Origin of the sequence: Micromonospora sp. WMMD975 (assembly GCF_029581215.1) — a bacterium.
Lineage (GTDB): Bacteria > Actinomycetota > Actinomycetes > Mycobacteriales > Micromonosporaceae > Micromonospora.
Genome location: NZ_CP120739.1, coordinates 2,522,430 through 2,546,433 on the forward strand (window position 1 = coordinate 2,522,430; position 24,004 = coordinate 2,546,433).

The window sequence follows — 24,004 nt, forward strand, 5'->3', positions numbered from 1 at the left end:
AGCCAGTCAGCCCCGTGCCACAAGTCGCGCGATCTGCCGCGCCATCCGCGCGGTCTCCGCCGCGTCGCAGCGGTCCCGGCGTACGCGGTGGCTGCGCCCGTCCACCGCGCCGAGGCTCAGGTCGCACGCGCCGGGGGTGGTCCGGCCGAGCGCCACGGTCACCGCCGGCGCGCCGGGGGTGACCTCGGAGGTGTGGAACCCGCCGGCGCGCAGCGCGTACGAGGCGCCGGTCGTGTGCGTCTCCACGGTCGCGGTCATGGCGGTGACCAGCCGGTCGGTGGCCGCCACCTCGTCCACCTCGCCGAGGCTGTGCACCTCGTAGACGCGCCAGGACGGGTCGGCGGGCGCGTCGGTGACGTCGATCAGCTCGTTGCGGACCGAGCCGTGCAGCACGTGGCTGAGCAGGTCCCAGCTGTGCGAGTGCACGGCCGAGGTGGTGGGGCGCACCGGCGGCGGCTCGGCCGGCCAGGCGTGCACGCAGATCCCGTCCGGGCCGTCGCGCTCCACCGGCAGGCAGGTGAAACCGAGCGGGTGCCGGACCGCGCGCAGCGGCCGTCGCCCGTCGGCGACGTCGCCGAGCACCTCAAGCACCCAGCCGCGCAGCAACTCCGGCCGGGTGCCCCGGTCGATCTCCCGTGCCAGTTCGGCGTAGCTGGTCATGCGTACGGGTTCCTCGCCTGGAGGGCCTTGCGCACGACGTCGGCCACCTCCCGGTCGCCGAACGACCGGGGCAGCGTCAGCCCGAGCGCGGTGAACAGCCGGCGGACCTGCTCGACCGACGGCTCGTCGTCGAGCCTGACCTGGCCGGCCGACTCGACCGGCACCCGCCGGCTCTGCCGGCGGCTGTAGTCCAGCTCGATGTTGAACCGGTTGTAGTAGACCTCACCGCGGTCGATCCGCAGCGCCGGCGTCTGCGGGTTCTCCTGGGTGATGACCACGCAGGAGGACGAGAGGTCGTAGCGGAACGTGGTCATCTGGGCGGAGAGCCGGATGTCGACCGTGAGCAGGCCGGACCGTTGCAGGTGCCAGCAGGCGGCGAGCACCGTCGCGTACGACTCCTTGCGGGTGCGGTCGACCGTCCACGGCTCGACCGGTTTCGCCGACTCGCCCGACTCCAGGCTGCGCCGGAACCGCGCGTACCGCTCGCAGACCTCCTCGTCGGTCGGGTCGATGATCTCGACGGCGAGGGTGAGGGTGGCGTTGCGGCGGCGGGCGTGCTTCACGCACTCCGGCAGCGTGACCGCGCGGAGGTAGGTGCCGGTGCCGCCCTTGAAGTCCCACCTGTCGGTGTGCTGACGTGCCTCGTCGAGCGCCTGGCCGACCTCGCTGCCGTGCAGCACGCGCACCATCGACGAGCTGTGGATCGCCTCCCGGGCCCGGCTCAGGGTGCCCTCCGGGCCGGTCAGCTCCCGCATCGACGGCGCCAGGGCGGTGAGCCGCTCCCGGGTGTCCACGATGACCTGACGGACCTCCTGCTCGGCGGTGCGACGGCGCAGCCGGTCACGCAGCACCGCCTGCGCGAGCAGGGCGAGGACCAGCAGGATGGCGCTGTTGACCACGTCCTGGCCGACCGTGTTGGTCAGGCCGAGGACGGCCACCGTGACCGCCAGCACCAGACCGATGAACGCGTCGAGACTGCTGACGACCCAACCGAGCAGGCGCGCCATGACATCCCCCGGTCCACGACAGAGCCTCCATGATAGCCCTTTGTCAATGCGTAATCACGCGCTGTTTCCGGGCGGTGGCGGCGCGGCACGCCGCCGGGCCGCGCAGATCAGCGATCCGCCGAGCCCGGGGGCCACCCGGGCCAGCCACCGCGAGGAGACCCACCGCCCGCCCGGCAGCCGCCAGCCGACCTCGTTGGAGCGCATCGCCAGCGGGGTGAACCCGGCCCGACGCAAGGCCCGACGCAGCAGCGACGCGGTGAACGGGCGGATGTGCAGCCACAGGTAGGGGTGCAGCGGGTCGACCTGGCGCGGTGCCCGCCCGGCGAGGAACGCCAACCGGTCCTGCGCCGGGGCCAGGTTCGGCGTGGTGAGCACCAGCAGGCCGTCCGGGGCCAGCACCCGGTGACACTCCCGCAGCAGCGCCAGCGGGTCGTAGACGTGCTCGATCAGCTCACCGGCGAGCAACCCGGCGAAGCTGCCCGCCCGGAACGGCAGCCCGCGGGTGGCGTCCAGGCAGACCGGCAGCGCCGGGCCGCCGGCCGCCCGCCGGGCCGTGCCCAGCGCCGTCTCGGCCATGTCGGCGAGCACGAGCGGGCCGGACAGCGCGGCCGGGTCGAGCATGGCGCGCGGCCCGCAGCCCAACTCCAGCACCGGCCCGCCGCCGGTCACCCCGTCGGCCACCAACCGGGCCGCGACGCCCCGGCGCACCCGGTGGTACGGGTCGTCGACGTACCCGTCGACCTGCGCGCCGTCGTGGTAGCTGCGGTGGTTGGCGTGCCGGCCGTGCGCCTGCGCGCGGTGCGCGGACGCCCCGGTCGGCGGCTCGGCCATCACACCTCCCACGGCGGTCGCCGGCCCCGTTGGCGGCGTCCGCCCCAAGCCTCGCACCATCACCGCCGCTGGCGTGCACACCACCCCGGGAGCACGCCGACGCGGCGGCCGGTCGTCCGGCCGCCGCGTCGATGGGGTACGTCAGATCGCCCGCGCCCAGTCCAGCCGGGAGCTGTCGTCGTACTCGTCGCCGGGGACCCACCACGGCTCGCCGAAGCCGCTGGTGGAGACGATGATGTTGCCGCCGTCGGGGTACTCGTTCTCCGGCGGGATGGACAGCGCGGCGCAGTAACGCCCGTCCGGGGAGAACACCGGCGACAGGTAGAACCGCGGTTCGTCGGTGAGCTGCTTCAGGCCGGTGCCGCCGAGCCGCACCGACGCCAGCGACTGGTTGTTGACCGGCAGGTCGGGATACCAGCGGGTGGTGCAGAACACCACGCGCTGGGAGTCGGGGGTGAACACCGGGCTGTTGATCCGCTCCCCCGCCTGCGGCGCGTAGAGCCGCCGCACGGTGCCGGTCGCCACCTCCAGCACCCGCAGCTGCAGGCCCTCGGACCGGCTGCGCCACTGCATGACGATCATCGAGCCGTCGCGGGACCAGTCCGGGTCCCGCATGGAGTGCCCCTGCACCAGCACGCGGGTGGCGCCGGTGGCCACGTCCACGGCGATCAGCGTGTCCTCCTGCGCCCCGGTGACCAGGGCGATCTCCTTCCCGTCCGGCGACCAGGTCGGGGCGCCGTAGTGCACACCGAACGGGTCGGCGAGCAGCGTGCGCCGCTGCCCGGTGACCCGGTCGTACACCGCGACGTACGGCTCCAGCGTGCCGTCGCCGGAGCGGGCGGTGTTCACCCAGGCCACGTACCGGCCGTCGGGTGACGCCTTGGCGTTGTCGCCGTCGTCGAGCAACCCCCGCGGGGTGGTGCGGCCCGGGTCGACCTGGAGCACGCCCCAGCCGACGCTCACCAGCCACGGCCCGTTGACGCCCGCGGCGGCGGACGTGGCGGCGGTCGTGGCGGCGGTCGTGGCGGCGGAGGCGGACGTGGCGGCGACGAGTCCGCCGGCCAGCCCGGTCGCGGCGGCGGCGCCGGTCAGTGTGGCGGCGCGCAGCAGCGTACGACGATTCATTCCGGTCATGCGGTCTCCCCCGTGATAGGTGTCGCTTCACCCTCCTGACCGGACGATCGCGGCGGGATCGGATGAGTGGACCGTTCACCGTCGGCCACTCGGTCACCACAGGTGGTGAGCCGCACGCCGCCGGGTACCCTCGCCCCGGTGACCTTAGACGCGCTGCACCGGGCCCTGACCGAGCCGGGTGACCCGCCGCTGCTCCCGCTGCCCGGCGTGGCCGTCGAGCTGCTGGCCGCCCTGGACGCGCCGCCCCGGCTCGGCGCGCACCTGCGGCTGGTGCACGACGTCGCCTGGCACCTCACCGCCGCGTTCGCCGAGCGCTTCGGGGCGGTGCCGTTCGACCGGCAGGCGGTGCTGTTCGGCGCCGCCGTGCACGACCTCGGCAAGGTCGAGCATCCGGCCGAGCTGACCGGCCCCGGCTCGGCGCACGAGGAGGCCGGCTACCAGTTGCTGCTGCGCTTCGGCGTACCCGAGGAGCGGGCCCGTTTCGCCGCCACCCACGCCGCCTGGCACGCCCCCGGCGTGCAGTTGGAGGACCTGCTGGTCAGCCTCGCCGACAAGGTGTGGAAGGGCCGCCGGGTCACCGATTTGGAGCAGCTCGTGGTGGACCGGCTCGCCGGCATCACCGGGCAGGAGCCGTGGCAGACGTTCCTGGACCTCGACGACGTGCTCGCCGAACTGGCCGCCGGCGCCGACCACCGGCTGGCCTTCCAGGCCGAACACCCGGTGTACGGCTGAGTGCGCCTCAACCGAACCGATTGACTTTCGATAGGTTACGAGCGATAGTCGATATATGGTGACTACTGAGCGCGCGGTAATGGCACTCCGCGCCTTCCTCGTCCTGCTGTTCGGCATCCTGCTGCTGTTCCAGACCATGTCGCTGCCCGGGCAGTTCGCGTACATGGCCCGGGAGAACCCGGACGACGTGTACCTGCGCTGGCCCGCCACCGCGATCACGGTGTTCTGGGTGCTCTGCGTCCAGGTGGTGATCGTGTGCACCTGGCAGTTGCTCACCCTGGTCAAGCGGGACCGCATCTTCACCGAGGCGTCCCTGGCCTGGGTCGACGGCATCGTCTGGGCCGTCGCCGCCGCCTGGGTGACGCTCGTCGGCGTCTTCCTCTGGGTCGGCTTCAACGCGAACGACCCCGGCCTGCCGCTGCTGCTCTTCCTGCTCACCACCGGGGTCACCGTGCTCGGCCTGCTGATGGTCGTGATGCGCGCGCTGCTGCGGCAGGCCACCACGCTGCGCACCGACATGGAAGCGGTGATCTGATGCCCATCGTCGTGCGCATCGACGTCGAGCTGGCCAAGCGCAAGATGAGCGTCGGTGAGTTCGCCGAACGCGTCGGGCTCACCCCGGCAAACGTCGCCGTGTTGAAGAACGGCCGCGCCAAGGCCGTTCGATTCAGCACCCTGGAGGCCATGTGCCGGGTCCTCGACTGCCAACCGGGCGACCTGCTCGAATGGGTCGACGAGGAGGAAGAGGAACGGTAGGGCCGGCGCCCGGAGACGCCGGCCCTGCCTCAGCCCTTCACGCAGACCACCTGCTTGAGGTGGACGACCACCTCGACCAGGTCCTCCTGCTGGGCCATCACCTCGGTGATGTCCTTGTAGGCGCCGGGGATCTCGTCGACCACCCCGGCGTCCTTGCGGCACTCCACGCCGGCCGTCTGCACGGCCAGGTCAGCGGTGCTGTACGTCCGCTTCGCCTGCCCCCGCGACATCCGCCGCCCCGCGCCGTGCGACGCCGAGCAGTACGCGTCGACGTTCCCCCGCCCCCGCACGATGTACGAGCCGGTGCCCATCGAGCCCGGGATGATGCCCAGGTCGCCCGCGCCGGCCCGGATCGCGCCCTTCCGGGTCACCAGCACGTCCACCCCGTCATAGCGCTCCTCGGCCACGTAGTTGTGGTGGCACGAGATCGCCTCGTCGTAGCCGACCTGCGGGAACGCCTCCCGGACCACCTGGCCGAGCACGGCCAGCATGACCGCCCGGTTGCGCCGCGCGTACTCCTGCGCCCACCACAGGTCCCGCCGGTAGGCGTCCATCTCCGGCGTGCCGGCGAGGAACACCGCGAGATCACGGTCGGGCAGGTCGGTGTTGTGCGGCAGCCCGCGGGCCACCGCCATGTGCCGCTCGGCCAGCTCCTTGCCGATGTTGCGGGAGCCGGAGTGCAGCATCAACCAGACCCGACCGTCGTCCGGGCCACCCTGTTCGAGGCAGACCTCGATGAAGTGGTTGCCGCCGCCGAGCGTGCCGAGCTGCCGCTGCGCCCGCGTCTGGAGCTGCGCCACCCTCCGGTCGAGCGTGCCGAACCGCCGCCAGAAGTCGTCCCAGCCGGCCTGCTCCAGCCCGCGTACCCGGCGCGGGTCGACCGCGTCGTCGCGCATCGCGAAGCCCACCGGGATGGCGGCCTCGATCGCCGACCGCAGCGGCCCGAGGTCGTCGGGCAGGTCGGCGGCGGTGAGCGAGGTACGCACCGCGGACATGCCGCAACCGATGTCGACGCCCACCGCGGCCGGCGACACGGCCTGCCGCATGGCGATGACCGAGCCGACGGTCGCGCCCTTGCCGAAGTGCACGTCCGGCATCACCGCGACGCCCTGCACCCAGGGCAGCGCGCCGATGTTGCGCAGCTGCCGGGCCGCCTGCGCCTCGATCGCGTACGGGTCGGTCCAGACCCGGACCGGCGCCCGGGTACCGGCCAGCGGGGTGAAACCCATCGTCATCTCCTTGCTCGCGGGGCAGGCTTGTCAATGCGTCTATGTGTCTGTCAGGCCCGGGCGTCGGATCGAGCAGGAGGAGCCCGCATGCCCGCACTTCGTCGGATCGCCGCAGCCACGGTGCTGGCCGGGGCGGTGTCCGCAAGCATCCTGGTCGGTGGCCCGGCCCAGGCCGCCGAAACCAGGTCCTACGTGGGTCTCGGGTTGAACAACAACTACTTCACCGCGCTCTACTACGCCACGAACGACGCGTGGGCCCAGGCCAGCGCGGACGGATTCGATCCGGCCACGCAGTGCAGCCCCGGCGGGAACTTCGCGACGCAGCCGTGGCCGGGCCTCTACCAGGTGCGGGCGCTCGTCAACTGCACCCGGTGACCGTGGATCGGACGCCGCGGCTTCGAACCTACGCGGTCGTTCGTCCGCCCGCCGATGGAAGCAACTCCCGGACGTCGTAGCGCCACGATCGGTCTCGGCGACGGCCGGCACCCGGTGTGGAGAGCAGGGCACCGGCGCGCGGCGCGGGCCGCTCGGCTCGGGTGCGATTCTGCTGCGACACGGTGGGCTCCCCCGGGTGGATCGGGCTGACGTTGCCCGATCACGGTACGGGCGCCGCAACGGAGACAGCAACGCGATATTCCCCAGCCCTGATCGCACCACGAAGCAGCGCGAGTTGCTCTCCGTACGCGTGGTGACACCTGCGGAAGCCGGATCGGGTGTACCGTCCGAAGTGGTAGCCCGACATCGGTCCAGCGGGCGTGCGCCCGCATCCGTGGAGATGAGGATCGCCGGTCATGCCACCCGTCATCGATGGTCGGTTCGGTGCCGAGCTGCGTCGGCTCCGCACGGCGGCGGGCCTCTCGCTGCGACAACTCGCCCCGCTCGTTCTGTCCAGCCGGGGGCACCTGCACGACTTGGAGACAGGGCGACGCCAGCCGACCGTCGACCTGGCCGGCCGTCTCGACGCGACGCTCGACACCAACGGCCTTCTGTCGAGCATGCTGCGTCCGGCACCTCCACCGGCCGATCCGGAAAGGTGGGCCTACGTCACCCGCCATCCTCGCCGGATCGATGCCGCCACGCTGCACGCGTTGGTCGATTCGCTCGCCGCACACCGCCGGCTCGAAGACAACCTGGGCGCCACGTCGCTGCTGCCGACGGTTCGCGCCCAACTGGACATGGTGAGCACGCTGGTGGCCGAGACCGCCGGCGCGCTCCGGTCGCAGGTCGTCGACGTCGCCGCGCAGTGGGCCCAGTTCGGCGGCTGGTTGTACGCCGCGAGCGACAGAGGCCGTCTCGCCGGCCGGTGGTACGGCGTCGCGCTGGAGTGGGGCACGGAAGCCGGAAACCCGGACATGACCGCCACCGTCCTGAGCATGCGTGGGCATCTGGCCTGGTCGGAACGCCGCGCGGAGGCGATGATCGACCTGTCCGCCGCAGCGGCCCGACAATCCGCGAGTCCCGGCGTACGGGCCATCGCGACGCAGCAGCAAGCCCGTGGTCACGCCCTCATCGGCGACACGAGCGCCGTCACGGATCTGCTCGACAGAGCCGTCGAACTGAGCCAGACGGCCAGCCAGGCACCCGACCGTGAACCGCCGTGGATCTACTTCCACTCGTCCGCCTATCTGGCCATGCAGCGTGGTCTCGCCTACCGGCTCCTCGGCTGGAATGCGGACGCGATCGAACACTTGCGGCGCGGGCTGACCGGGCTGCCGGCGGAGTCGTGCGGCGCGGCGTGGACCGGCCCCTACCTCCTGCGTCTCGCAGCGGCGCTCGCGGACACCGGCGACGTGGACGAGGCGTTCGCCATCTATGAACGGGCCGAGAGCCTCGGACGGGTCACCCGCACGACCGCCCTCGTCGATCAGGCTGAGGCCGCCGTCCGCGCATTGTCCGCACGTCGGTAGCGGACGCGTTGGTTCTCGACCGTCGTCGCTCAATCGCTGGATGCTGACCTCATGGCCGGCTTGTCGGAAGAGCGCCACTTCCACCACAAACCGTGTCCATCGTCGAGGGTGACGGTGACGGTCCTTCACGAACCCGCCGACACCCTCCAACAACGGAGGTGGGTATGCGTAAGCGTGGTGACAAGCCGACGGTGAGCCGGAGCGAGCAGATTCAGGAGGCCGAGCGGGAGGCGGCGCGACAACGGCTCCTCGCTCAGGCCGAGGCGGACCGGATACCGGTCGAGGAGACGACCACCGCGGTGCCCGACCGGCGGCGTCGTGACCAGCGGTGAGGTGCCGGTCGGCCGGCGGGTCGCACAGTGGCGGGTCCGGCGTCGGATGACCCAGCAGATGCTCGCCGACCGGCTGGGCAAGTCGAAGAGCTGGGTCGACAAGGTCGAGCGTGGTGTGCGTAGCCTCGATCGGTTCTCCGTCATCCAGGACGTGGCCAGGGTGCTGCGGGTGGAACCGGCGACGCTTGTGGGTCGGGAGTCGCGGCCGGCGGGCAGCGTCGACGTCGAGGGCGTGGACGGCCTGCGGGCCGCGCTGGCGCGCTACGACCTGCCGCCGGCCGCGACCGGATCCGCGGCGCCGACGCCCGACCTGGGCCGGCGGGTGGAGCACGCGTGGTCGGCGTACCAGCACGCACGTCATGCGCAGGTGATGCGGCTGGTGCCCGACCTGCTCGACGCCGCGCGACGCGCGCACGCCGCCGGTGGCGGGCACGGCACGACCGGTCTGCTGGTGCGGGTCTACCGGATCACGGCGTCGGTGCTGGTGAAGCTGGGCGAGCCGGACGTGGCGTGGCTGGCGGCCGACCGGGCCGTGGCGGTGGCCGCCGGTGACCCGGGATGGACCGCGGTCGCGGCGGTGCCGCTGGGCCAGGCGCTACGGGCCACGGGGCGCGGGCGGTTGGCGACGATGGTGACGATCGCCGCCGCGAACCGGATCGCCGCGGCGCACGACCGGTCGTCGGCGGGGCCGACGCTCGGCGGGACACTCTGGGTCGAGGCGGCTCTCGCGGCAGCGTCCTGCGGCGACGCGCACAGCGCCGCGGAGTGGCTCGGGCTGGCCGCCGAGATCGCCGGGCGGGTCGACGACCGCCACGACCTGCACCTCGGTGGGTTCGGGCCGGCGACCGTGCAGGTGGCGCACGTGGCGGCGGCGGTCGAACTCGGTGACGGCGGCGAGGCGGTCGCCCGGCACGAGGCGGTCATCGGGACGGACGGCTGGCGGCGGTTGCCCGTCGAGCACCGGGCCGCGCACCTGGTCGACGCCGCGCGGGCGTACCTCCAGATCGGTGACCTGCTCCGGGCGGGCCGCACCCTGACCGAGGCCGACCGGATCGCGCCGGAGGAGGTCCGGATGCGACCGCTGGCGCGTACCGTGATCGGCGAGGTGGCGCGCGGCGGCCCGGCACCGGCCGGCGTGTCGCACCTGACGACGGCGATCGGCCTCACCCGGCGGGCCGGTCAGGCGTGACCGGCGCCGGCTGCGTGCGTGGTCGCCCGGGCGACCACGGACGCTCCGCGTCCCTAGCCGGCCTGGGCGACCGGGTGGCGCTTCATCTGCTCCATGAACGGGAACCGCGCGGTGAGCTCGGCGACCGTGGCGCCGGCCCGCCAGGCGTCGGCCACCTGCGCGACCTGGAGCAGGTCGGTGGCGTCGCCGCGGGCCTGGACCTCGCCGTCGATCCGCAGGTCGATCATGAAGTAGCGGGCCTGGGCGCCGAGGCTGACGCAGACCACCCCCCGGCCGGAGGTCAACTCGGCGCAGGTGAACCGGCTGCGGCCCTGCTCGGGAGCGCTGACCTGGCCGACGTCGAGCCGGTGCGCGGTCGCGGTCCGCGCGAGCGCGGGGGCCAGGCCGCCGGGCTCGACCAGATCCGGGTAGAGGCGCACACCCAGTGCCGCCGAGACGTCGCTCATGCCTGACTCCCACTTCCTCGTGACAGAGACCAGCAGCGCGCAGGTTACGAACACGTTTCCGGCACGCAAGGCCATCCTGACCCGCCGGGACGGCCCGCGGCAATAGGAACGGTGCATCCGGCCTCCATCGGGACCGGGGGTACGCTGCCGGCTCATGGCCCGGATCCGCTGTGACTTCTTCTCCCAGGCGCTCGGCATGGGCACCTCGATGACCGTGCTGCTGCCCGACCGCGGCACGGCCGGGATCGGCATGGCCGGGGCTGTCGGTGACGGCGAACCGCCGGTGCTCTACCTGCTGCACGGCCTGACCGACGACGACACGGCGTGGACCCGGCGCTCGTCGATCGAACGCTACGTCGCCCCGCTCGGCCTGGCCGTGGTGATGCCGCAGGTGCAGCGGAGCTTCTACCGCGACGAGGAGCACGGCAACAGATACTGGACGTTCCTCAGCGAGGAACTGCCCGAGGTGTGCCGGTCGTTCTTCCGCCTGTCGACCCGCCGGGAGGACACGTTCGTCGCCGGTCTGTCGATGGGCGGCTACGGCGCGATGAAGTGGGCGCTGCGCCACCCCGACCGGTTCGCCGCGGCGGCCAGCCTCTCCGGCGCGCTCGACGTGGTGCGTCGACGTCACCACCCGACCAGCCCGCTCGACCCGGCGGTCTGGCACACCGTCTGGGGCGACCGCACCCCGCCCGACGAGGACGACACCGTGGCGCTGCTGGAACGGGCCGGCGACGACCTGCCGGCGCTCTACGTCGCGTGCGGCACCGAGGACTTCCTCCACGACGACAACGTCCTGTTCGTCGACACCGCGCGGCGGCTCGGTCGGCCGGTCACCGTCGACTTCGGTCCGGGCGACCACGACTGGGCGTACTGGGACGCGCGTATCGCCGACGTGTTGGCCTGGCTGCCGCTGCGGGTGTAAGGCGGGGGCCCCGCTTAACACCCCTCAACGGGTGAGCGCCACCTTGAGCGCGCCGGTCTCGGCCGGCCGGGCGAACACGTCGTACGCCTCGATGATCCGGTCCAGCGTGTACCGGTGGGTCACCATGTGCGCGGTGTCGAGCTGACCGGCGACCAGCATGTCCAGCAGCTTCGGCGTGGTGCGGGTGTCCACCAGGCCGGTGGTGATGGTGACGTCGCGGATCCAGAGCCGCTCCAGGTGCAGTGTCGCCGGGGCGCCGTGCACGCCGACGTTGGCAACCCGGCCGCCGGGGCGGACCAGCGTGGCGCACAGCTCGAAGGTGGCAGGCACGCCGACCGCCTCGATCGCCACGTCCGCGCCGAGCCCGCCGGTGACCGAGCGGACCGCTTCGAGCGGGTCGTCGTCGGCGAGCACGGTCAGGTCGGCGCCGAACCGCTTCGCCGCGTCGAGCCGGCTCTGCGCCTTGTCCACGGCGACCACGTGGGTCGGCGAGAAGAGCCGCGCGGTCTGGATCGCGGCCAGGCCGATCGGGCCGGCGCCGACCACCACCACGGTGTCGCCGGGGCGCACCCCGCCGTTGAGCACGCCGACCTCGTACGCGGTGGGCAGGATGTCGGCCAGCAGCACGGCCGCCTCGTCGGAGATGCTCTCCGGCAGACGGTACGAGGACAGGTCGGCGAACGGGATCCGGGCGTACTCGGCCTGCACGCCGTCGACGGTGTGCCCGAGAATCCATCCGCCGCCGCCGAGGCACTGCCCGTACACGCCGTCCCGGCAGTAACGGCACACGCCGCACGCGGAGATGCAGGAGGCGAGGACCCGATCGCCCGGGACGAGGTTGGCGACCCCGTCACCGACCGCCACGACCGTGCCGACCGCCTCGTGGCCGAGCACCCGGCCCGGCTGGACCTCGGGCACGTCCCCGCCGAGGATGTGCAGATCGGTCCCGCAGATGGTGGCCGCGTCGACCCGGACAATCGCGTCCCGGGGGCCGGCGATGGTGGGATCCGCGATCTCGGACCAGGACTTCTCGCCCGGACCGCCGTACACGAGAGCCTTCATGGCTCCTCCTCACGCCGTTTGTCAACCCCCACGCTTCTCGCCGGAGCGGGCGGGTGGCAGGGCCGGAGGACCCGGCGCGCGGGACCTCGGTCCCACGCGTCCATGATCGACATGTTAAAAAGGGGCCCCTCCTCTACCGCAGGCGTTAACCGGGGCCCCCGCCTTACACCCCGACGGTGCCGTCGAGGGCCTCGCGGAGGAGGTCGGCGTGGCCGTTGTGCCGGGCGTACTCGTGCAGCATGTGCACCATCACCAGGCGCAGCGAGACGTCCTCGCCCCAGCGGGCCTGGTGGCCGGTCACGTCGAGCGACTCGGCCGCCCGCTCGATCCGCCGGGCGTGCTCGACCTCCCGTCGCCACGCCTCGAACGCCTCCGCGCGGTCGGCGTCGGCCGCGTCGTACGCGGCCTGGAAGTCACCGGTGTCGGACCAGACCAGCGGGATGTCCTCGGCGTTGATGACGCGCCGGAACCAGGTGCGTTCCACCTCCGCCATGTGCCGGACCAGGCCGAGCAGGGACAGCGTCGACGGCGGCGAGGACTGCCGGCGCAACTGCTCGTCGGTCAGGCCCTCGCACTTGAGGGCCAGCGTGGCCCGGTGGAAGTCGAGGAACGCGCGCAGCGTCTCCCGCTCGCCGGCCAGCAGCGGCGGGCCGATCCGTTCGGTCTCCACAGGCATCCTTCCGCGCGGGTGTCGGTCACCGGGCGCCCGACACCCGCGCGGGGTGGCGGTCACCTGCCGTCCGACCGGTGTGGATCATGAGGTTACCCCCGTCACCGCAACGACGAGCGGGCCACTGGGAAGTCGAACCAGGTGTCCGGGTACGGCTCGTCCACGTACCGGTAGTGCCACCACTCGCGCGGGTAGTTCTCGAACCCCTCCCCGGTCATCAACTCCCGGAGCAGCTCGCGGTTCGCGCGGGCGGCGCCGATGACCCGTACGTCGGCGGTGTGCGCCCGGGGATCGAAGCAGTCGAAGCCGGTGCCCATGTCGACCGAGTCGTCGGCGAAACGGTCGCCGGCCGGGGCGGTGCAGGGCCGCAGGGGCTGGCCGGGGGTGTAGTCGGGCTGCCCGGGGGTGGGCACCGGGACGAGCGTCAGGTCGAGCGTGCTGGCCCGGCTGTGCGCCGTGGGCGCGCCGAGGTAGCCGTCGGCGAAGAGCCGGTCCTTCGGCAGGTCGGGATAGAACTCCGCCTTCATCTGCTGCTCGTCGGGGCGCTTCGCCCAGGCGACGAACTCGTCCACCGCCCGCTGTGGGCGGTAGCAGTCGTACACCTTAAGGCTGCGGTCCCGGGCGAGCGCGGCGGCCTGCACCCGGTGCAGCGCCTCGGCGGCCCGACGGGTGAGCAGGCAGAGCGGCTCCGGGTAGCCGTCGATCGGCCGACCGACGAAGTTGTGCGCGGTGGCGTACCTGATGTCGGTGCGGATGCTCGGGTCGACGGTGGCCAGGTCGACGACGTCCGCCGGGGCGCGGGGGCCGGTCGGGGTCGGCGTGGGCGCCGGTCGCGGCGCCGGCCGCTGGCAGGCGGCGGCGAGGGCCGCGACCACCACGACCAGGACCGCTGCCGTACGTCCGCGCACCCTGCCGTGTCTACCACGGGGTGAGGCGGGGGCCCTTGTTAACAGACGTCTGTTAACAAGGGCCCCCGCCTTACACCTCCAGCGTCGCGCGGAGGAAGTCGACCGCGGCGGCGTCGTCGTCGATGCCGCCGGCCTCGTGGCCGTTGAACCGCCACACCGTCAGGTCCTTCTCCCCGCGATAGTCGTGGTAGGCGGCGTAGACCGTGGACGGCGGGACGATCTCGTCCATCAACGCGACGGAGAATCGGGCCGGCACGGCGGCGCGCCGGGCGAAGGCGACGCCGTCGACGTAGGAGAGCGTGCGCAGGACCTGTTCCTCCCGGTCCCGGTGCACCGCCAGGTAGTCCCGGATCTCCCGGAACGGGGCCGCGTCGGTGATCGTCACGGCGCGCGGGATGTCGCAGAGGAACGGCACGTGCACCACCGCCGCCCGTACCTGCGTCGCCAGCGCGGCGGCGGCGAGCGCGGCGGCGCCACCCTGGCTGTGGCCGAGCACGGCGACCCGGGCCGGGTCGACGGCCGGCAGCTCGCGGACGGCGTCGACGGCCCGGACGGCGTCGGTGAGGAAACGCCGGTAGTAGTAGCGGCGCGGTTCCTCCACGCCCCGGGTGGCCATCCCGGGGGCTTGCGGCCCGGCCGCCGCGATGTCGGGCGTGTCGCCGCGGCTCCATCCCGAGCCCTGGCCACGGGTGTCCATCTGGAGGTGGGCGAAACCGGCGGCCGACCAGAGCAGGTTCTCCAGCGGGTGGCCGCGTCCGCCGCCGTAGCCCACGTACTGCACGACGGTCGGCAGCGGCTCGGACGCGCCGCGGGGCACCCGTAGCCAGGCCCGGACCGGCTGGCCGGCGAACCCGGGGAACGTCACGTCGAAGACGTCCACCCCGGTCAGCGGGGTGGACAGCGGGGTCGCCGCCACCGGGTCGCCGCAGGAGCGCGCCTCGGCCAGCGTCTCGGCCCAGAAGTCGTCGAAGTCCGGCGGTTCTTGCAGGTCGCTGCGGTGCTGGCGGAGTTCCGCCTCGGACAGGTCGGTGAACACGCCTGGAGGTTCCTCGTCGGTCGGCGGCGGCACGTCGACGCGGGGCGGTCGACGCATTTCCGGAAGGTTTCCGCAACTTGTGCGAACGCTAGGACCGGGTCGATCTGTCGTCAAGCCCTCGCCGTACGGCAAGATGTCGGTGGGGCGGGACGGCTTTCCGGTCGGTTCCGGCTGCCGGCGAAGGGAACACGGGTGAGCGGGGACGACGAGCGCAGGGTGACCATCACCGCGATCGCACGGGAGGCGGGCGTCTCCGTGCCTACCGTGTCGCGGGTCCTCAACGGGCGGTCCGACGTCGCCCCGGACACCCGGGAACGGGTCGAGGAGCTGCTGCGGCACCACGGCTACCGGCGTCGGGGCAGCCGCACGGTGCGCCGGGCGGACCTGGTCGACCTCGTCTTCAACGACCTGGACAGCCCCTGGGCGGTGGAGATCATCCGTGGGGTGGAGGACGTCGGCCATGCCGCCGGGGTCGGTGTGGTCGTCTCGGCCGTCCACCGCGAGTCCAGCTCGACCCGGCAGTGGCTGCACAACCTGCGCGCCCGCGCCTCCGACGGCGTGATCGTGGTGACCTCGCACCTGAGTCCGGCGGTGCAGGCGCAACTGCGCCGGCTCAACGTGCCGGTGGTGGTGGTCGACCCGGACGCCGGGGTGGCCGGGACGGACGTGCCGGCGATCGGCGCCACCAACTGGACCGGCGGCCTGTCCGCCACCGAGCACCTGCTGAAGCTGGGGCACCAGCGGATCGGCTTCGTCGCCGGCCCGCCGCACCTGCTGTGCAGCCGGGCCCGGCTGGACGGCTACCGGGCCGCGCTGGCCGCCGCCGGCGTGCCGGCCGACGACCGGCTGGTCCACCCCGGCGACTTCTACCACGCCGCCGGCTACACGGCCGGCAGCGCGCTGCTCGACCTCGACGACCCGCCCACCGCCATCTTCGCGGCAAGCGACCAGATGGCGTTCGGGGTCTACGAGGCGGTACGCCGGCGCGGCCTGCGGGTCGCGGACGACGTCTCCGTGGTCGGCTTCGACGACCTGCCGGAGGCCCGGTGGGCCTCGCCGCCGCTGACCACGGTGCGCCAGCCGCTCGTGGAGATGGGGCGGCTCGCCGCCCGTACCGTGTTGCGCCTGGCGCAGGGCGAGGAGATCGAGTCGCCTCGGATCGAGTTGGCCACCGAGTTGGTGGTGCGGGACAGCACCGCGGGCCCGACCGGCGGCTAGCCCGGACCGGGCGTTTCAGTCACCTTCCGGAATTTTCGCCCCCCGCAGGACGGTGCCTGTCGACGCCACCGCCGCGGCGTGCCGGCGACGGCGTGCCAACAGCACCACTCCCCCGGCCACCAGCACCGCGCCCACCGCGATCGACAGGCCCGTGCCCGGGCGCTTGGCGGGGGCCGCCGCGCCGCCACCCAGGTCGGCGTGCCCGGCCAGGGCCGACGCCGCCCCGGCCGGGGGCGCCGCGGACCGGTCCAGCTCACCGGGCTCCACCAGCCGCCCGACCGCCGCGTCCCGGGGCAGCCCGAACCCCCAGTCCAGCAGCGCCGCGCCCTGCTGCCACCCGCGTTGGGTGGGGATCTCCGCGCCGAGCAGCGTCACCACCAGCCGGCGCCCACCGCGCTCTGCCGCGCCGACGTACGTGTGCCGGGCCACGTCCGTGAAGCCGGTCTTGCCGCCGATCGCGCCCGGGTAGTGGTCCAGCAGCATGTTGTCGTTCTGGATCTGGAAGGCCCGCTCCCGCAGCGCCGGCTGGGCGGGCACCTGCGCGGTGCGGGTGGCGGTGTAGCGGCGGAACGCCGGATCGGCGAAGCACGCGCGGGCGATCAACGCCAGGTCGTACGCGCTTGTGAACTGCCCGGGACCGTCCAGGCCGGACGGGGTGACCGCGCGCGTCTGCCGGGCGCCGAGCCGGTGGGCCTCGGCGTTCATCGCCCGGATCCCCCCGGCCAGCCCGTCCGGGCCGCCGCCGAGCCGGGCCAGCGCGTTGGCCGCCTCGTTGCCCGACTTCAGCAGCAGGCCCAGCCAGATCGTCTCGATCCGGTAGTGCCCGCCCTCGGCCAGCCCGACCGCGGAGCTGCCCGGCTCGATCGCCAGGTCCCCGGCGGTCATGGTGACCTCCCGGTTCGGGTCCAGCCGGGGCAGCATGGTGGCGGCCAGCAGCAGCTTCTGCACGCTGGCCGGGGCCGCGTACTCGTGCGGGCCACAGCCGCCGAGCACCGCACCGGTGTCCAGGTCCGCCACCAGCCACGAGGTCGCGGTCACCGGCGGCGGCGCGGTCGCCACCGGCGGGACGACGAGACCGGCGGTGTCCAGCGCGGCGCCGCCGACCGATCGGGCGGCCGGATCGGGCGACGGCGGGGCCTGCGGCGGGCGGGTCGCCGGGGCCGGCACGTTCGGGCACGGCGGCGCCCCGCCGGGCAGCCGGCGGGCCGGCGCGGCGGAACGCGCCGCCACGGCGGGCGTCACCGGCGTCGACAGGGGCAGGAGCAGGACGGCGGCCAGCGCCACGGACGGTCCCCAGGTCCTCATGACCCGCACGCTAGCCACGCCGACCCGAACGGGTCGCCGGCTCAGGGATTCGCGTCCCGACCGCGGTGTCGCGGGGTACGATGCCCCACTCCCCTGGTCAGCGCGCGACGAGCCGGTGGGTGGCGAGCGGCCCGACGCGCCACCCGCGCCGGCGGCACTCCGCGAGCAGGCCGGGCAGGGCGGCGAGCGCGGCCCGCCAGGCGCCCGGAGCGGCGGCGCAGGAGGAGTCGTGCAGCAGGACCGTGCCGCCGCCGTGCAGCCCGGCCAGCACGCGGCGCGAGACGGTGTCGGCGGTCGCCGTAGCGGTCCAGTCCCGCCCCCAGCAGCTCCACAGCACCGGACGCAGACGCAGCCGGCGGGCGGCCACCAGCGTCGCGCCGGTGAGTACCCCGTACGGCGGGCGCAGGAACGCCGGCGGCCGGCCGGTCACGTCGGCGACCAGGTCGTACGCCCGGGTCAGGTCACGGACGGTGCCGATCGGCCCGCGCCGCAGCAGATTGTCGTGCCCCCACCCGTGCAGGGCCACCTCGTGGCCGGCGGCGACCAGCCGGCGGCCCAGGTCCGGCCGGCGGCGCAGCATCACGCCGAGCACGAAGAACGTGGCCCGGACGCGGTGCTCCGCGAGCATGTCCAGGAAGTACGGCGTCGACTCCGGGTCCGGGCCGTCGTCGAAGGTCAGCGCGACCCGGTCGGGCGATCCGAGGCCGTGCAGGCCGGGCAGCAGCCGCCGGCGCAGGGCCGGCAGCGCGGTCACCGCCGGCGCCGCCTGGACCACCGGCAGCGCCACCGCCGCGGCCCGGGCGAGGGTGGCGGCCCTCACCGCAGGCCGCCCGAGGACTGGAGCAGCGCGGCGACGACGGCCACCGCGTCACCGACCGGGTCGAGCAACGGCCGTCGCCCCCGGTCGGCCGGTCCGGCGGGGGCGGCCGACCGGGCGGCCTCGGCGACCAACCCCGCCGGATCCTCGGGCGTCGCGCCGCCGCGCGCTCCCGCCGGATCCTCGGGCCTCGCGCCGCCGCGCGCTCCCGCCGGATCCTCGGGCCTCGCGCCGCCGCGCGCTCCCGCCGGATCCTCGGGCCTCGCGCCGCCGCGCGCTCCCGCCGGATCCTCGGGCCTCGCGCCGCCGCGCGCCCCCGCCGGATCCTCGGGCCTCGCGCCGCCGCGCGTCGGGGCGGGCCGGCCGGCGCCGACCACCGCCGCGAGCACCGGTCCGAGCTGTTCGGGCGTGCTGGCCCAGCGCGTGAGGCCGGAGCGGGCCAGGATCGCGGCGTTCGCCCGGCCGTGCCCGGGAATGGGACGGTAGGTAACCACCGGTACGCCGGCCGCGAGCGCCTCCTGGCAGGTGAGCCCGCCGGCGTTCTCCACCACCACGTCGACGGCCCGCATCAGCGACGGCATGTCGTCCACCCACCCCAGCACGTGTCGACCGGCGCCGCTCAGGCGCCGGCGCAGCGCCCGGTTCCGTCCGCAGACCACCACCGGCCGGACCCCGGTCGATTCGACCTCCGCGGTCGTGGCCGCCACCTCGCCGGCGCCCCACGAGCCGGCCACGATCAGGGCGAACACGCCGTCCGCCGGCAGGCCGAAGCGCTGTCGGGCCTGCCACCGGTCGAGGCCGCCCGCGCCGGCGAACGCCCTCGACACCAACGGGTGGACCACCGCGACGTCACCCCCGCAGTCGTGTCGCAGCTCGGCGTGGCGCACCGTGCAGTACACGTCGACTCCCGGTGCGAGCCAGGTCGGATGCACCACCAGATCGGTCACGTAGGTGAGGACCGGGACGCCGAGCCACCCGCGACGCCGCAGCGGCCCGAGGATCTGGTTGGCGAACGGGTAGGTGGTCACCACCGCCCTCGTGTCCGGGGGGATGCGGCGGCGGATCCGGGCCCGGAACGGGCGTGTCAGCAATCGGATGGCCCGCACCGAGGTACGGGACCGGCTGGTGAGCCGGAAGAGCAGGTGGTAGCCCCAGGGGAACCTGTTCAGCACCCCCCGGTAGGTTTCGCGCACCGCGCGGTGCACCGGGGCGGGCAGGAGGTGGAGGAGGTTCAGCCGGTCCACCTCGAAGCCCCGGCCGCGCAGCCGCTCCGCCAGCTCGTCGGCGGCCCGGTCGTGTCCGGCGCCGATGTCCGCGGAGACCACCACGATGCGTCCCGGGTGCGCCATGCGCGGCGCATACCCACCCCGGGGGCGTCCACGCGGGCGGGCCCCGGTCGGTGACCGGACCGTGCGCCGGACCCAGGGCCGGTCAGGCGCGGCCACGGCCCGGACCGTGCGCCGGGCCGAGGGCCGGTCAGGCGCGGCGACGGCCGGGCCGGCGGGACCGGCCCCGCCGGGCGGCGAGCACCGCCACCACGCCGCCGACGGCGAGGGCCAGGAGCCCGGCGGCGGGCACGATGAGTTGCCAGTCCCCGTCGGCCATCCGGCGCAGCGCGGTCCCGGCCGGGCCCCGCCACGGCTCGGTCCTGGGGTGGGGGGTGGCGGCGGCCGGGGCGGCCTTCTCCGCCGGCCCCGGCGTCGCGGCCTCCAGCTCGCCCGGTGCGACGAGCCGGCCGACGGAGGCGTCCCGGGGCAGCCCGAACCCCCAGTCGAGCAGCTGCGCGCCCTGCTGCCAGCCGCGTACCGGCCGGGCCTCGGCGCCGAGCAGCGTGACCACCAGCCGCCGGCCGCCACGCTGGGCGGCGCCGACGTAGCTGTGCCGGGCCAGCTCGGTGAAACCGGTCTTGCCGCCGAGCGCCCCCGCATAGCGGTAGATCAACTGGTTCTCGTTCTGGATCTGGAACCCGCCCTTCTTCAGCGCCGGCTGGGCCGGGATCTGGGTCCGCTCGGTCAACGCGTAGCGGCCGAACGTCGGGTCGGCGAAACAGGCCCGGGCGATCAGTGCCAGGTCGTACGCGCTGGTGAACTGCCCCGGACCGTCCAGCCCGGAGGGGGTGACGGCCCGGGTCTGCAACGCGCCCAGCCGACGGGCCTCGGCGTTCATCTCGGCCACCCCGGCCCGGGCGCTGCCGGCGCCCAGCCGGGCCAGCATGTTCGCCGCGTCGTTGCCGGACTGGAGCAGCAGGCCCAACCAGAGCGTCTCGACCGGGTAGCGCCCGCCGACCAGCAGCCCCACGGCCGAGCTGCCCGGTTCGATGTCCAGGTCGGCGCGGGTGGCGACGGCCACCTGCTTCGGGTCGAGCCGACCCAGCATGGTGGCGGCCAGCAGCAGTTTCTGCGTGCTCGCCGGCGTGCCGTACGCGTGCGGGCCGCATCCACCGAGCACGGCGCCGCTGTCCAGGTCGGCGACCAGCCAACTGGTGGCGGTGACCGCCGGCGGCGCCGGACTGCCCGGCGGGGTGACCAGGCCCGGCCCGGCCAGTGCCGCACCGCCCACGACCTGCTGCTCCGGCACCGACGCCGGCGGGATGGGGCGCGGTGGTCGGGACACCTTCGGGGCGGGTAGGCGCGGGCAGGGGGCCGTGGCCGCGGGGGCCGCACCCGCCGGAGCAGGCGCCGCACTCGCCGCCGGAGCGGGCGCAGCCGGAGCGGGCGCCGCGGCGACGAGCAGGGTGACGGCGGGGACGGCGGCCAGGACCCGAGCTCTCACGAAGAGGCACCTTACCGAGCGCGGCCTCCGGGCCGGCGCGCCTCACCGGGCCGGTGACGCTGCGCCGACACGCCGGCCCCGCGCCGTGGCCGGGCGAGCGGCGTCAGCGGACCCCGCGCAGCCACCACCGCTGCCACGGCGTCTCCACCGCACGCGGATGGTAGTGGGCGCGCACCCACGCCACCGCCCGGCCGGGGTCGAGCCCGTCCAGGACGGCCAGGGCGGCGAGCGCGGTGCCGGTCCGCCCGACGCCGCCGCGGCAGGCCGCCTCGACCCGCTGGCCCGCGTACGCGCGCCGCCACGCCTCGCGCAGCGCGTCGAGGGCGTCGGCCCGTTCCAGCGGCACCCAGAAGTCGGGCCAGCGGATCCGCCGGGCCGGCCAGGCCGGGTCGGGTGCGGGTGCCAGCACCAGCGCGAAGTCGGCGGGCGAGGCCGGTGCGGCGATCCGACGCCCCCGCACGGTGGCGCCGCCGGGCAGCGTGAGCAGACCGGTCGGGTCCGTCCACGGTGTCGTCGTGTCCACCTCGCCATTCTGGCGCGTACCCCGGACACGCGGGTGCCCGCCGGACCTTCGTCCGGCGGGCACCTCACGGCTCGCCCGGGGTTCGCCCCGGGGCGCCTCGGTCAGCCGAGGCGGCGGCGACGCCAGGCCAGCGAGCCCAGCAGCAGCACCGCGCCGGCCGCGGCCAGGCCGCCACCGAGCTTCAGCGGCGTACCGATGTCGCCGCCCGTGACGGGCAGGTGGTGCGGCGGACGCGGCTTGTGGGTCGGCCGGACCGGAAGGACCGTGCCGGTCGTGCTGGCGGTCCGGCCCGTCGTCTGACCGGTGGCGGTGAAGGTGTAGCGACCGACGCGGGTCGGCCGGTACGTGACGCGGAAGCTGCCGTTCGCGTCGGCCTGCACGGTGAAGTGCGTCGGCGCCGGCTGCGGCGCGGCACGGTCCGGCGTGTACGCCACCGCGGCCATCGCCACCGTGCTGCCGTCGCTGCGTCGCGCGGTCCCCTCGGCCGGCGCGGCGGCCGGCAGTCCGGTGATGGCGACGTCGATCGACACCGTCTCGTTCGGCCCGAAGCCCGTGCCGACCAGGGTGAAGGTCTCACCGAGGAAGATGGTCGGGTCGACCAGGGTCAGTGACGGCTGTGCGGGCGGGTAGACCGGTGGCTGCGGCTGTGCCGCCCCGGCCGCGGTCGGCGCAGCCGCGACGGCCAGGCCCACCGTGAGCGCCATGATGATGCGGGATAGCCGCATGATGGTTTCCCTCCTACTGTTCACATCTAGGTGCGTTGACTATCTGGGTGGTCCACGGGGTGACGGTGGGAGTGAGCACCAGCTCGGCCGTGCCCGAGCCGTTCTGGCCGGTGAGCAGCGTGACGTCGAGCGTCCGGGTCTGCCCCGGCCCCACCTCCACGTTCGCGAGCGCGACCTGGCGGCGGCCGTCGGTTCCGCTGCCCATCGCGATGTCCTTGCCGTCCAGCCGGCCGGTCAGGATCGCGCCTCCGCTCGGCGTGTGTACCGAGACGAAGGTCCGGGCGGTGTACTTGTCGCCGGACAGGGCGAGGCCCGTGACCGACGTGGTCAGGCCCGACCGCGGGGCGGTGGAGCGCACCGTGACCCGCAACCGCTGTTCGCGGCGTCCGTCCGGCTGGCATTCGCCGACCGTCAGGGTGGCCGAGAACCTGAGGTAGTAGCCGAGCTTCGCGCCGCTGCCGTCGTTGAGGAACACGCCGACCGTCGGCACCGTGTCCTTCTCCGGAAGCTGTCCGGCCAGCCGGCTGCCGGCCAGTACGCGCTGCTCCTCGGATCGGACACTCCAGAACAATATCCGACGTTCGCGTATGGAGCGGTCAATAACGGATAAAAGCCCTTTTGGGTCGACCGATCTGGTGAACAACGCGTCGAACACGCCCGAGGTCGCCCGCGCGTAGAAGTCGTCCTGCCCGCGTACGTCCAGGTCCCGGTACGAGTCGCTGAGCAACGTCCGCACGGCGGTGTTGCCGGACAGCTCCGGCCCGTCCGGGACGGACACCGGGCCGATGGCGCCGAGCAGGTACGACAGCATCACCGGGTCCACCGCCATGACGCCGTCCACCGTGGTCCCGGTGCGGCGGCGCACCATCTCGCGGTAGAGCGCGGCGGCGGTCGGGAAGTCCGGGCTGAGGTTGACGTCCGCCGGGAACATTCCCGGCAGGTCGGACCAGAGCCGACGCATCTCCGGAGACACATCGAGCGGCGGATCGAAGGACTTGAGGTCCATCGCGGAGCCCTGCCCGGCCAGCTTGACGCGGCCGTCGTCGGCCTGCAGCACGGCGTACGCGCCGAACATGCCACCGGTGGCGCGCAGCTCGGCCGGATTCTGCGACACGATCAGATAGCTGCGCGGACCGTCGGCGCCCAGCAGCGGCGGCAGCAACCGCACGGCGCGGTCCGCCGCCGAGGTCAGGTCCCCCAACCGGTCCAGCTCCTCGCGCAGGGCGGCGACCGCGTCCCGCACCTGGGCGACCAGGCCACCGGTCGGCACCGACCGCAGGCGGTCCGACGTCCGTCGGACCGCCTGGTCAGCCGCGGACACCTCGGCCGAGACGGAGCGCAGGCGAGCCAGGTCGAGTCGTCCCCGCTTCGGCAGGAACGACGTGAGGTCGACCCGGAGCAGCGTGGGAAAGGCGAGCCGGGCCAGGTCGTCCACCGACACCGAGATCTGGCGCACCGCGGTCAGGTCGTCCCCGGCGTACGGGGTCCGCTGGCCGAGCCCCCAGAGCACGCCGCCGGTCGCCCCGCGGGCCGCGGTGGCCTGCTCCTGCAACGCGGACAGGGTCCGCTGCGCCCGCGCCACGTCGCCGACCCGCACCTGGGCACTGAGGTCCTTGGCCAGCCCGGCCGCGTTCACCAGGTGAGCGCGGGCCTGCCAGCCCCGGAACGTGACCCAGCCGCCCGCGCTCAGCAGCACCGAGGCGACGACGAGCCCGACGAGCAGGGCCCGGCGGACCCGCGCCCGACGGCGTCGCCGGGCGCGTCCCCGCCCTCGTCGGCGAGGCAAGACACCGGATTGCGTCACACCACTCTCCCCACAC

The 24,004-nt window shown here is 74.2% G+C and carries 26 protein-coding genes; 9 read left to right on the forward strand and 17 right to left on the reverse strand.

Annotated features, from left to right (window positions below):
* Positions 1–6 precede the first annotated feature (6 nt).
* The 4 genes from O7613_RS10875 to O7613_RS10890 all read right to left on the reverse strand — a co-directional run bounded on the left by O7613_RS10875 (position 7) and on the right by O7613_RS10890 (position 3,632).
* The gene (locus O7613_RS10875; protein WP_281589097.1) at positions 7–660 is read right to left on the reverse strand and encodes a hypothetical protein; all 654 of its coding nucleotides are present in this window, start codon (positions 658–660) and stop codon (positions 7–9) included.
* Positions 657–1,667 carry a hypothetical protein gene (locus O7613_RS10880; protein WP_281589096.1) on the reverse strand — a complete coding sequence of 337 codons (1,011 nt, stop codon included), beginning with the start codon at positions 1,665–1,667 and terminating at the stop codon, positions 657–659. The genes O7613_RS10875 and O7613_RS10880 overlap by 4 nt, the downstream gene beginning before the upstream one ends.
* Positions 1,668–1,721: 54 nt before the next feature.
* Positions 1,722–2,498, reverse strand: coding sequence for a class I SAM-dependent methyltransferase (locus O7613_RS10885; protein WP_282293614.1), 777 nt, complete (start codon positions 2,496–2,498; stop codon positions 1,722–1,724).
* Positions 2,499–2,639: 141 nt separating this feature from the next.
* Positions 2,640–3,632 (reverse strand): LpqB family beta-propeller domain-containing protein, encoded by a 993-nt coding sequence (locus O7613_RS10890; protein ID WP_282293615.1) that lies wholly within the window; start codon positions 3,630–3,632, stop codon positions 2,640–2,642.
* 138 nt (positions 3,633–3,770) lie between these two features.
* Between O7613_RS10890 and O7613_RS10895 the strand changes: the two genes are divergently transcribed.
* The 3 genes from O7613_RS10895 to O7613_RS10905 all read left to right on the forward strand — a co-directional run bounded on the left by O7613_RS10895 (position 3,771) and on the right by O7613_RS10905 (position 5,120).
* Positions 3,771–4,364, forward strand: coding sequence for an HD domain-containing protein (locus O7613_RS10895; RefSeq protein WP_282293616.1), 594 nt, complete (start codon positions 3,771–3,773; stop codon positions 4,362–4,364).
* A 79-nt stretch (positions 4,365–4,443) separates the two neighbouring features.
* A complete protein-coding gene (locus O7613_RS10900) occupies positions 4,444–4,899 on the forward strand; it encodes a DUF2975 domain-containing protein (RefSeq protein WP_282293617.1) in 456 nt (151 codons plus the stop codon).
* Entirely contained in the window at positions 4,899–5,120 is a 222-nt protein-coding gene (locus O7613_RS10905; protein WP_282293619.1) for a helix-turn-helix transcriptional regulator, read from the forward strand. Before O7613_RS10900 ends, O7613_RS10905 begins: the two co-directional genes overlap by 1 nt.
* A gap of 29 nt (positions 5,121–5,149) precedes the next feature.
* Here the strand turns inward: O7613_RS10905 and O7613_RS10910 are convergent, their stop codons facing one another.
* Positions 5,150–6,349: an RtcB family protein gene (locus O7613_RS10910; protein WP_282293621.1), complete on the reverse strand. Its 1,200-nt coding sequence runs from the start codon at positions 6,347–6,349 to the stop codon at positions 5,150–5,152.
* An 87-nt stretch (positions 6,350–6,436) separates the two neighbouring features.
* On the opposite strand from O7613_RS10910, the gene O7613_RS10915 reads away from it, so the two are divergent.
* From O7613_RS10915 to O7613_RS10930, 4 genes are all read left to right on the forward strand, one after another.
* Positions 6,437–6,724: a hypothetical protein gene (locus O7613_RS10915; RefSeq protein ID WP_282293622.1), complete on the forward strand. Its 288-nt coding sequence runs from the start codon at positions 6,437–6,439 to the stop codon at positions 6,722–6,724.
* Between the two features lie 416 nt (positions 6,725–7,140).
* Positions 7,141–8,256 carry a helix-turn-helix transcriptional regulator gene (locus O7613_RS10920; RefSeq protein WP_282293623.1) on the forward strand — a complete coding sequence of 372 codons (1,116 nt, stop codon included), beginning with the start codon at positions 7,141–7,143 and terminating at the stop codon, positions 8,254–8,256.
* Between the two features lie 164 nt (positions 8,257–8,420).
* Positions 8,421–8,588, forward strand: coding sequence for a hypothetical protein (locus O7613_RS10925; RefSeq protein ID WP_282293625.1), 168 nt, complete (start codon positions 8,421–8,423; stop codon positions 8,586–8,588).
* Positions 8,575–9,777, forward strand: a complete 1,203-nt coding sequence (locus O7613_RS10930) for a helix-turn-helix transcriptional regulator (protein WP_282293627.1) — start codon at positions 8,575–8,577, stop codon at positions 9,775–9,777. Before O7613_RS10925 ends, O7613_RS10930 begins: the two co-directional genes overlap by 14 nt.
* 53 nt (positions 9,778–9,830) lie before the next feature.
* On the opposite strand, the gene O7613_RS10935 is transcribed toward O7613_RS10930, so the two are convergent.
* Positions 9,831–10,223 carry a hypothetical protein gene (locus O7613_RS10935; RefSeq protein WP_282293628.1) on the reverse strand — a complete coding sequence of 131 codons (393 nt, stop codon included), beginning with the start codon at positions 10,221–10,223 and terminating at the stop codon, positions 9,831–9,833.
* Positions 10,224–10,377: 154 nt separating this feature from the next.
* On the opposite strand from O7613_RS10935, the gene O7613_RS10940 reads away from it, so the two are divergent.
* Positions 10,378–11,148, forward strand: coding sequence for an alpha/beta hydrolase family protein (locus O7613_RS10940; RefSeq protein ID WP_282293630.1), 771 nt, complete (start codon positions 10,378–10,380; stop codon positions 11,146–11,148).
* A 24-nt stretch (positions 11,149–11,172) separates the two neighbouring features.
* Here O7613_RS10940 and O7613_RS10945 read toward each other — a convergent pair whose 3' ends face one another.
* The 4 genes from O7613_RS10945 to O7613_RS10960 form a co-directional block, all read right to left on the reverse strand.
* Entirely contained in the window at positions 11,173–12,210 is a 1,038-nt protein-coding gene (locus tag O7613_RS10945) for a zinc-dependent alcohol dehydrogenase family protein (protein WP_282293632.1), read from the reverse strand.
* Positions 12,211–12,373: 163 nt separating this feature from the next.
* Positions 12,374–12,880, reverse strand: a complete 507-nt coding sequence (locus tag O7613_RS10950) for a DinB family protein (protein WP_282293634.1) — start codon at positions 12,878–12,880, stop codon at positions 12,374–12,376.
* 101 nt (positions 12,881–12,981) lie between these two features.
* A complete protein-coding gene (locus O7613_RS10955; RefSeq protein WP_282293635.1) occupies positions 12,982–13,788 on the reverse strand; it encodes a M15 family metallopeptidase in 807 nt (268 codons plus the stop codon).
* A gap of 70 nt (positions 13,789–13,858) precedes the next feature.
* Positions 13,859–14,824, reverse strand: coding sequence for an acetylxylan esterase (locus tag O7613_RS10960; RefSeq protein ID WP_281590275.1), 966 nt, complete (start codon positions 14,822–14,824; stop codon positions 13,859–13,861).
* Between the two features lie 192 nt (positions 14,825–15,016).
* On the opposite strand from O7613_RS10960, the gene O7613_RS10965 reads away from it, so the two are divergent.
* Complete coding sequence (locus O7613_RS10965; protein ID WP_281589064.1) at positions 15,017–16,042, forward strand: substrate-binding domain-containing protein; 1,026 nt, start codon at positions 15,017–15,019, stop codon at positions 16,040–16,042.
* Between the two features lie 15 nt (positions 16,043–16,057).
* On the opposite strand, the gene O7613_RS10970 is transcribed toward O7613_RS10965, so the two are convergent.
* From O7613_RS10970 to O7613_RS11000, 7 genes are all read right to left on the reverse strand, one after another.
* On the reverse strand, positions 16,058–17,347 hold the full coding sequence (locus tag O7613_RS10970) for a serine hydrolase (protein ID WP_282293638.1): 1,290 nt from the start codon (positions 17,345–17,347) through the stop codon (positions 16,058–16,060).
* Positions 17,348–17,444: 97 nt separating this feature from the next.
* Positions 17,445–18,167 (reverse strand): polysaccharide deacetylase family protein, encoded by a 723-nt coding sequence (locus tag O7613_RS10975; RefSeq protein ID WP_282293640.1) that lies wholly within the window; start codon positions 18,165–18,167, stop codon positions 17,445–17,447.
* Positions 18,164–19,513: a glycosyltransferase gene (locus tag O7613_RS10980; RefSeq protein ID WP_282293641.1), complete on the reverse strand. Its 1,350-nt coding sequence runs from the start codon at positions 19,511–19,513 to the stop codon at positions 18,164–18,166. The genes O7613_RS10975 and O7613_RS10980 overlap by 4 nt, the downstream gene beginning before the upstream one ends.
* A gap of 127 nt (positions 19,514–19,640) precedes the next feature.
* On the reverse strand, positions 19,641–20,936 hold the full coding sequence (locus O7613_RS10985; protein WP_282293644.1) for a serine hydrolase: 1,296 nt from the start codon (positions 20,934–20,936) through the stop codon (positions 19,641–19,643).
* Positions 20,937–21,039: 103 nt separating this feature from the next.
* The gene (locus O7613_RS10990; RefSeq protein ID WP_281589057.1) at positions 21,040–21,459 is read right to left on the reverse strand and encodes a protein phosphatase; all 420 of its coding nucleotides are present in this window, start codon (positions 21,457–21,459) and stop codon (positions 21,040–21,042) included.
* A gap of 101 nt (positions 21,460–21,560) precedes the next feature.
* Positions 21,561–22,184 carry a hypothetical protein gene (locus tag O7613_RS10995; RefSeq protein ID WP_282293646.1) on the reverse strand — a complete coding sequence of 208 codons (624 nt, stop codon included), beginning with the start codon at positions 22,182–22,184 and terminating at the stop codon, positions 21,561–21,563.
* 13 nt (positions 22,185–22,197) lie between these two features.
* On the reverse strand, positions 22,198–23,970 hold the full coding sequence (locus O7613_RS11000; protein ID WP_282293648.1) for a DUF4012 domain-containing protein: 1,773 nt from the start codon (positions 23,968–23,970) through the stop codon (positions 22,198–22,200).
* Positions 23,971–24,004: the final 34 nt, after the last annotated feature.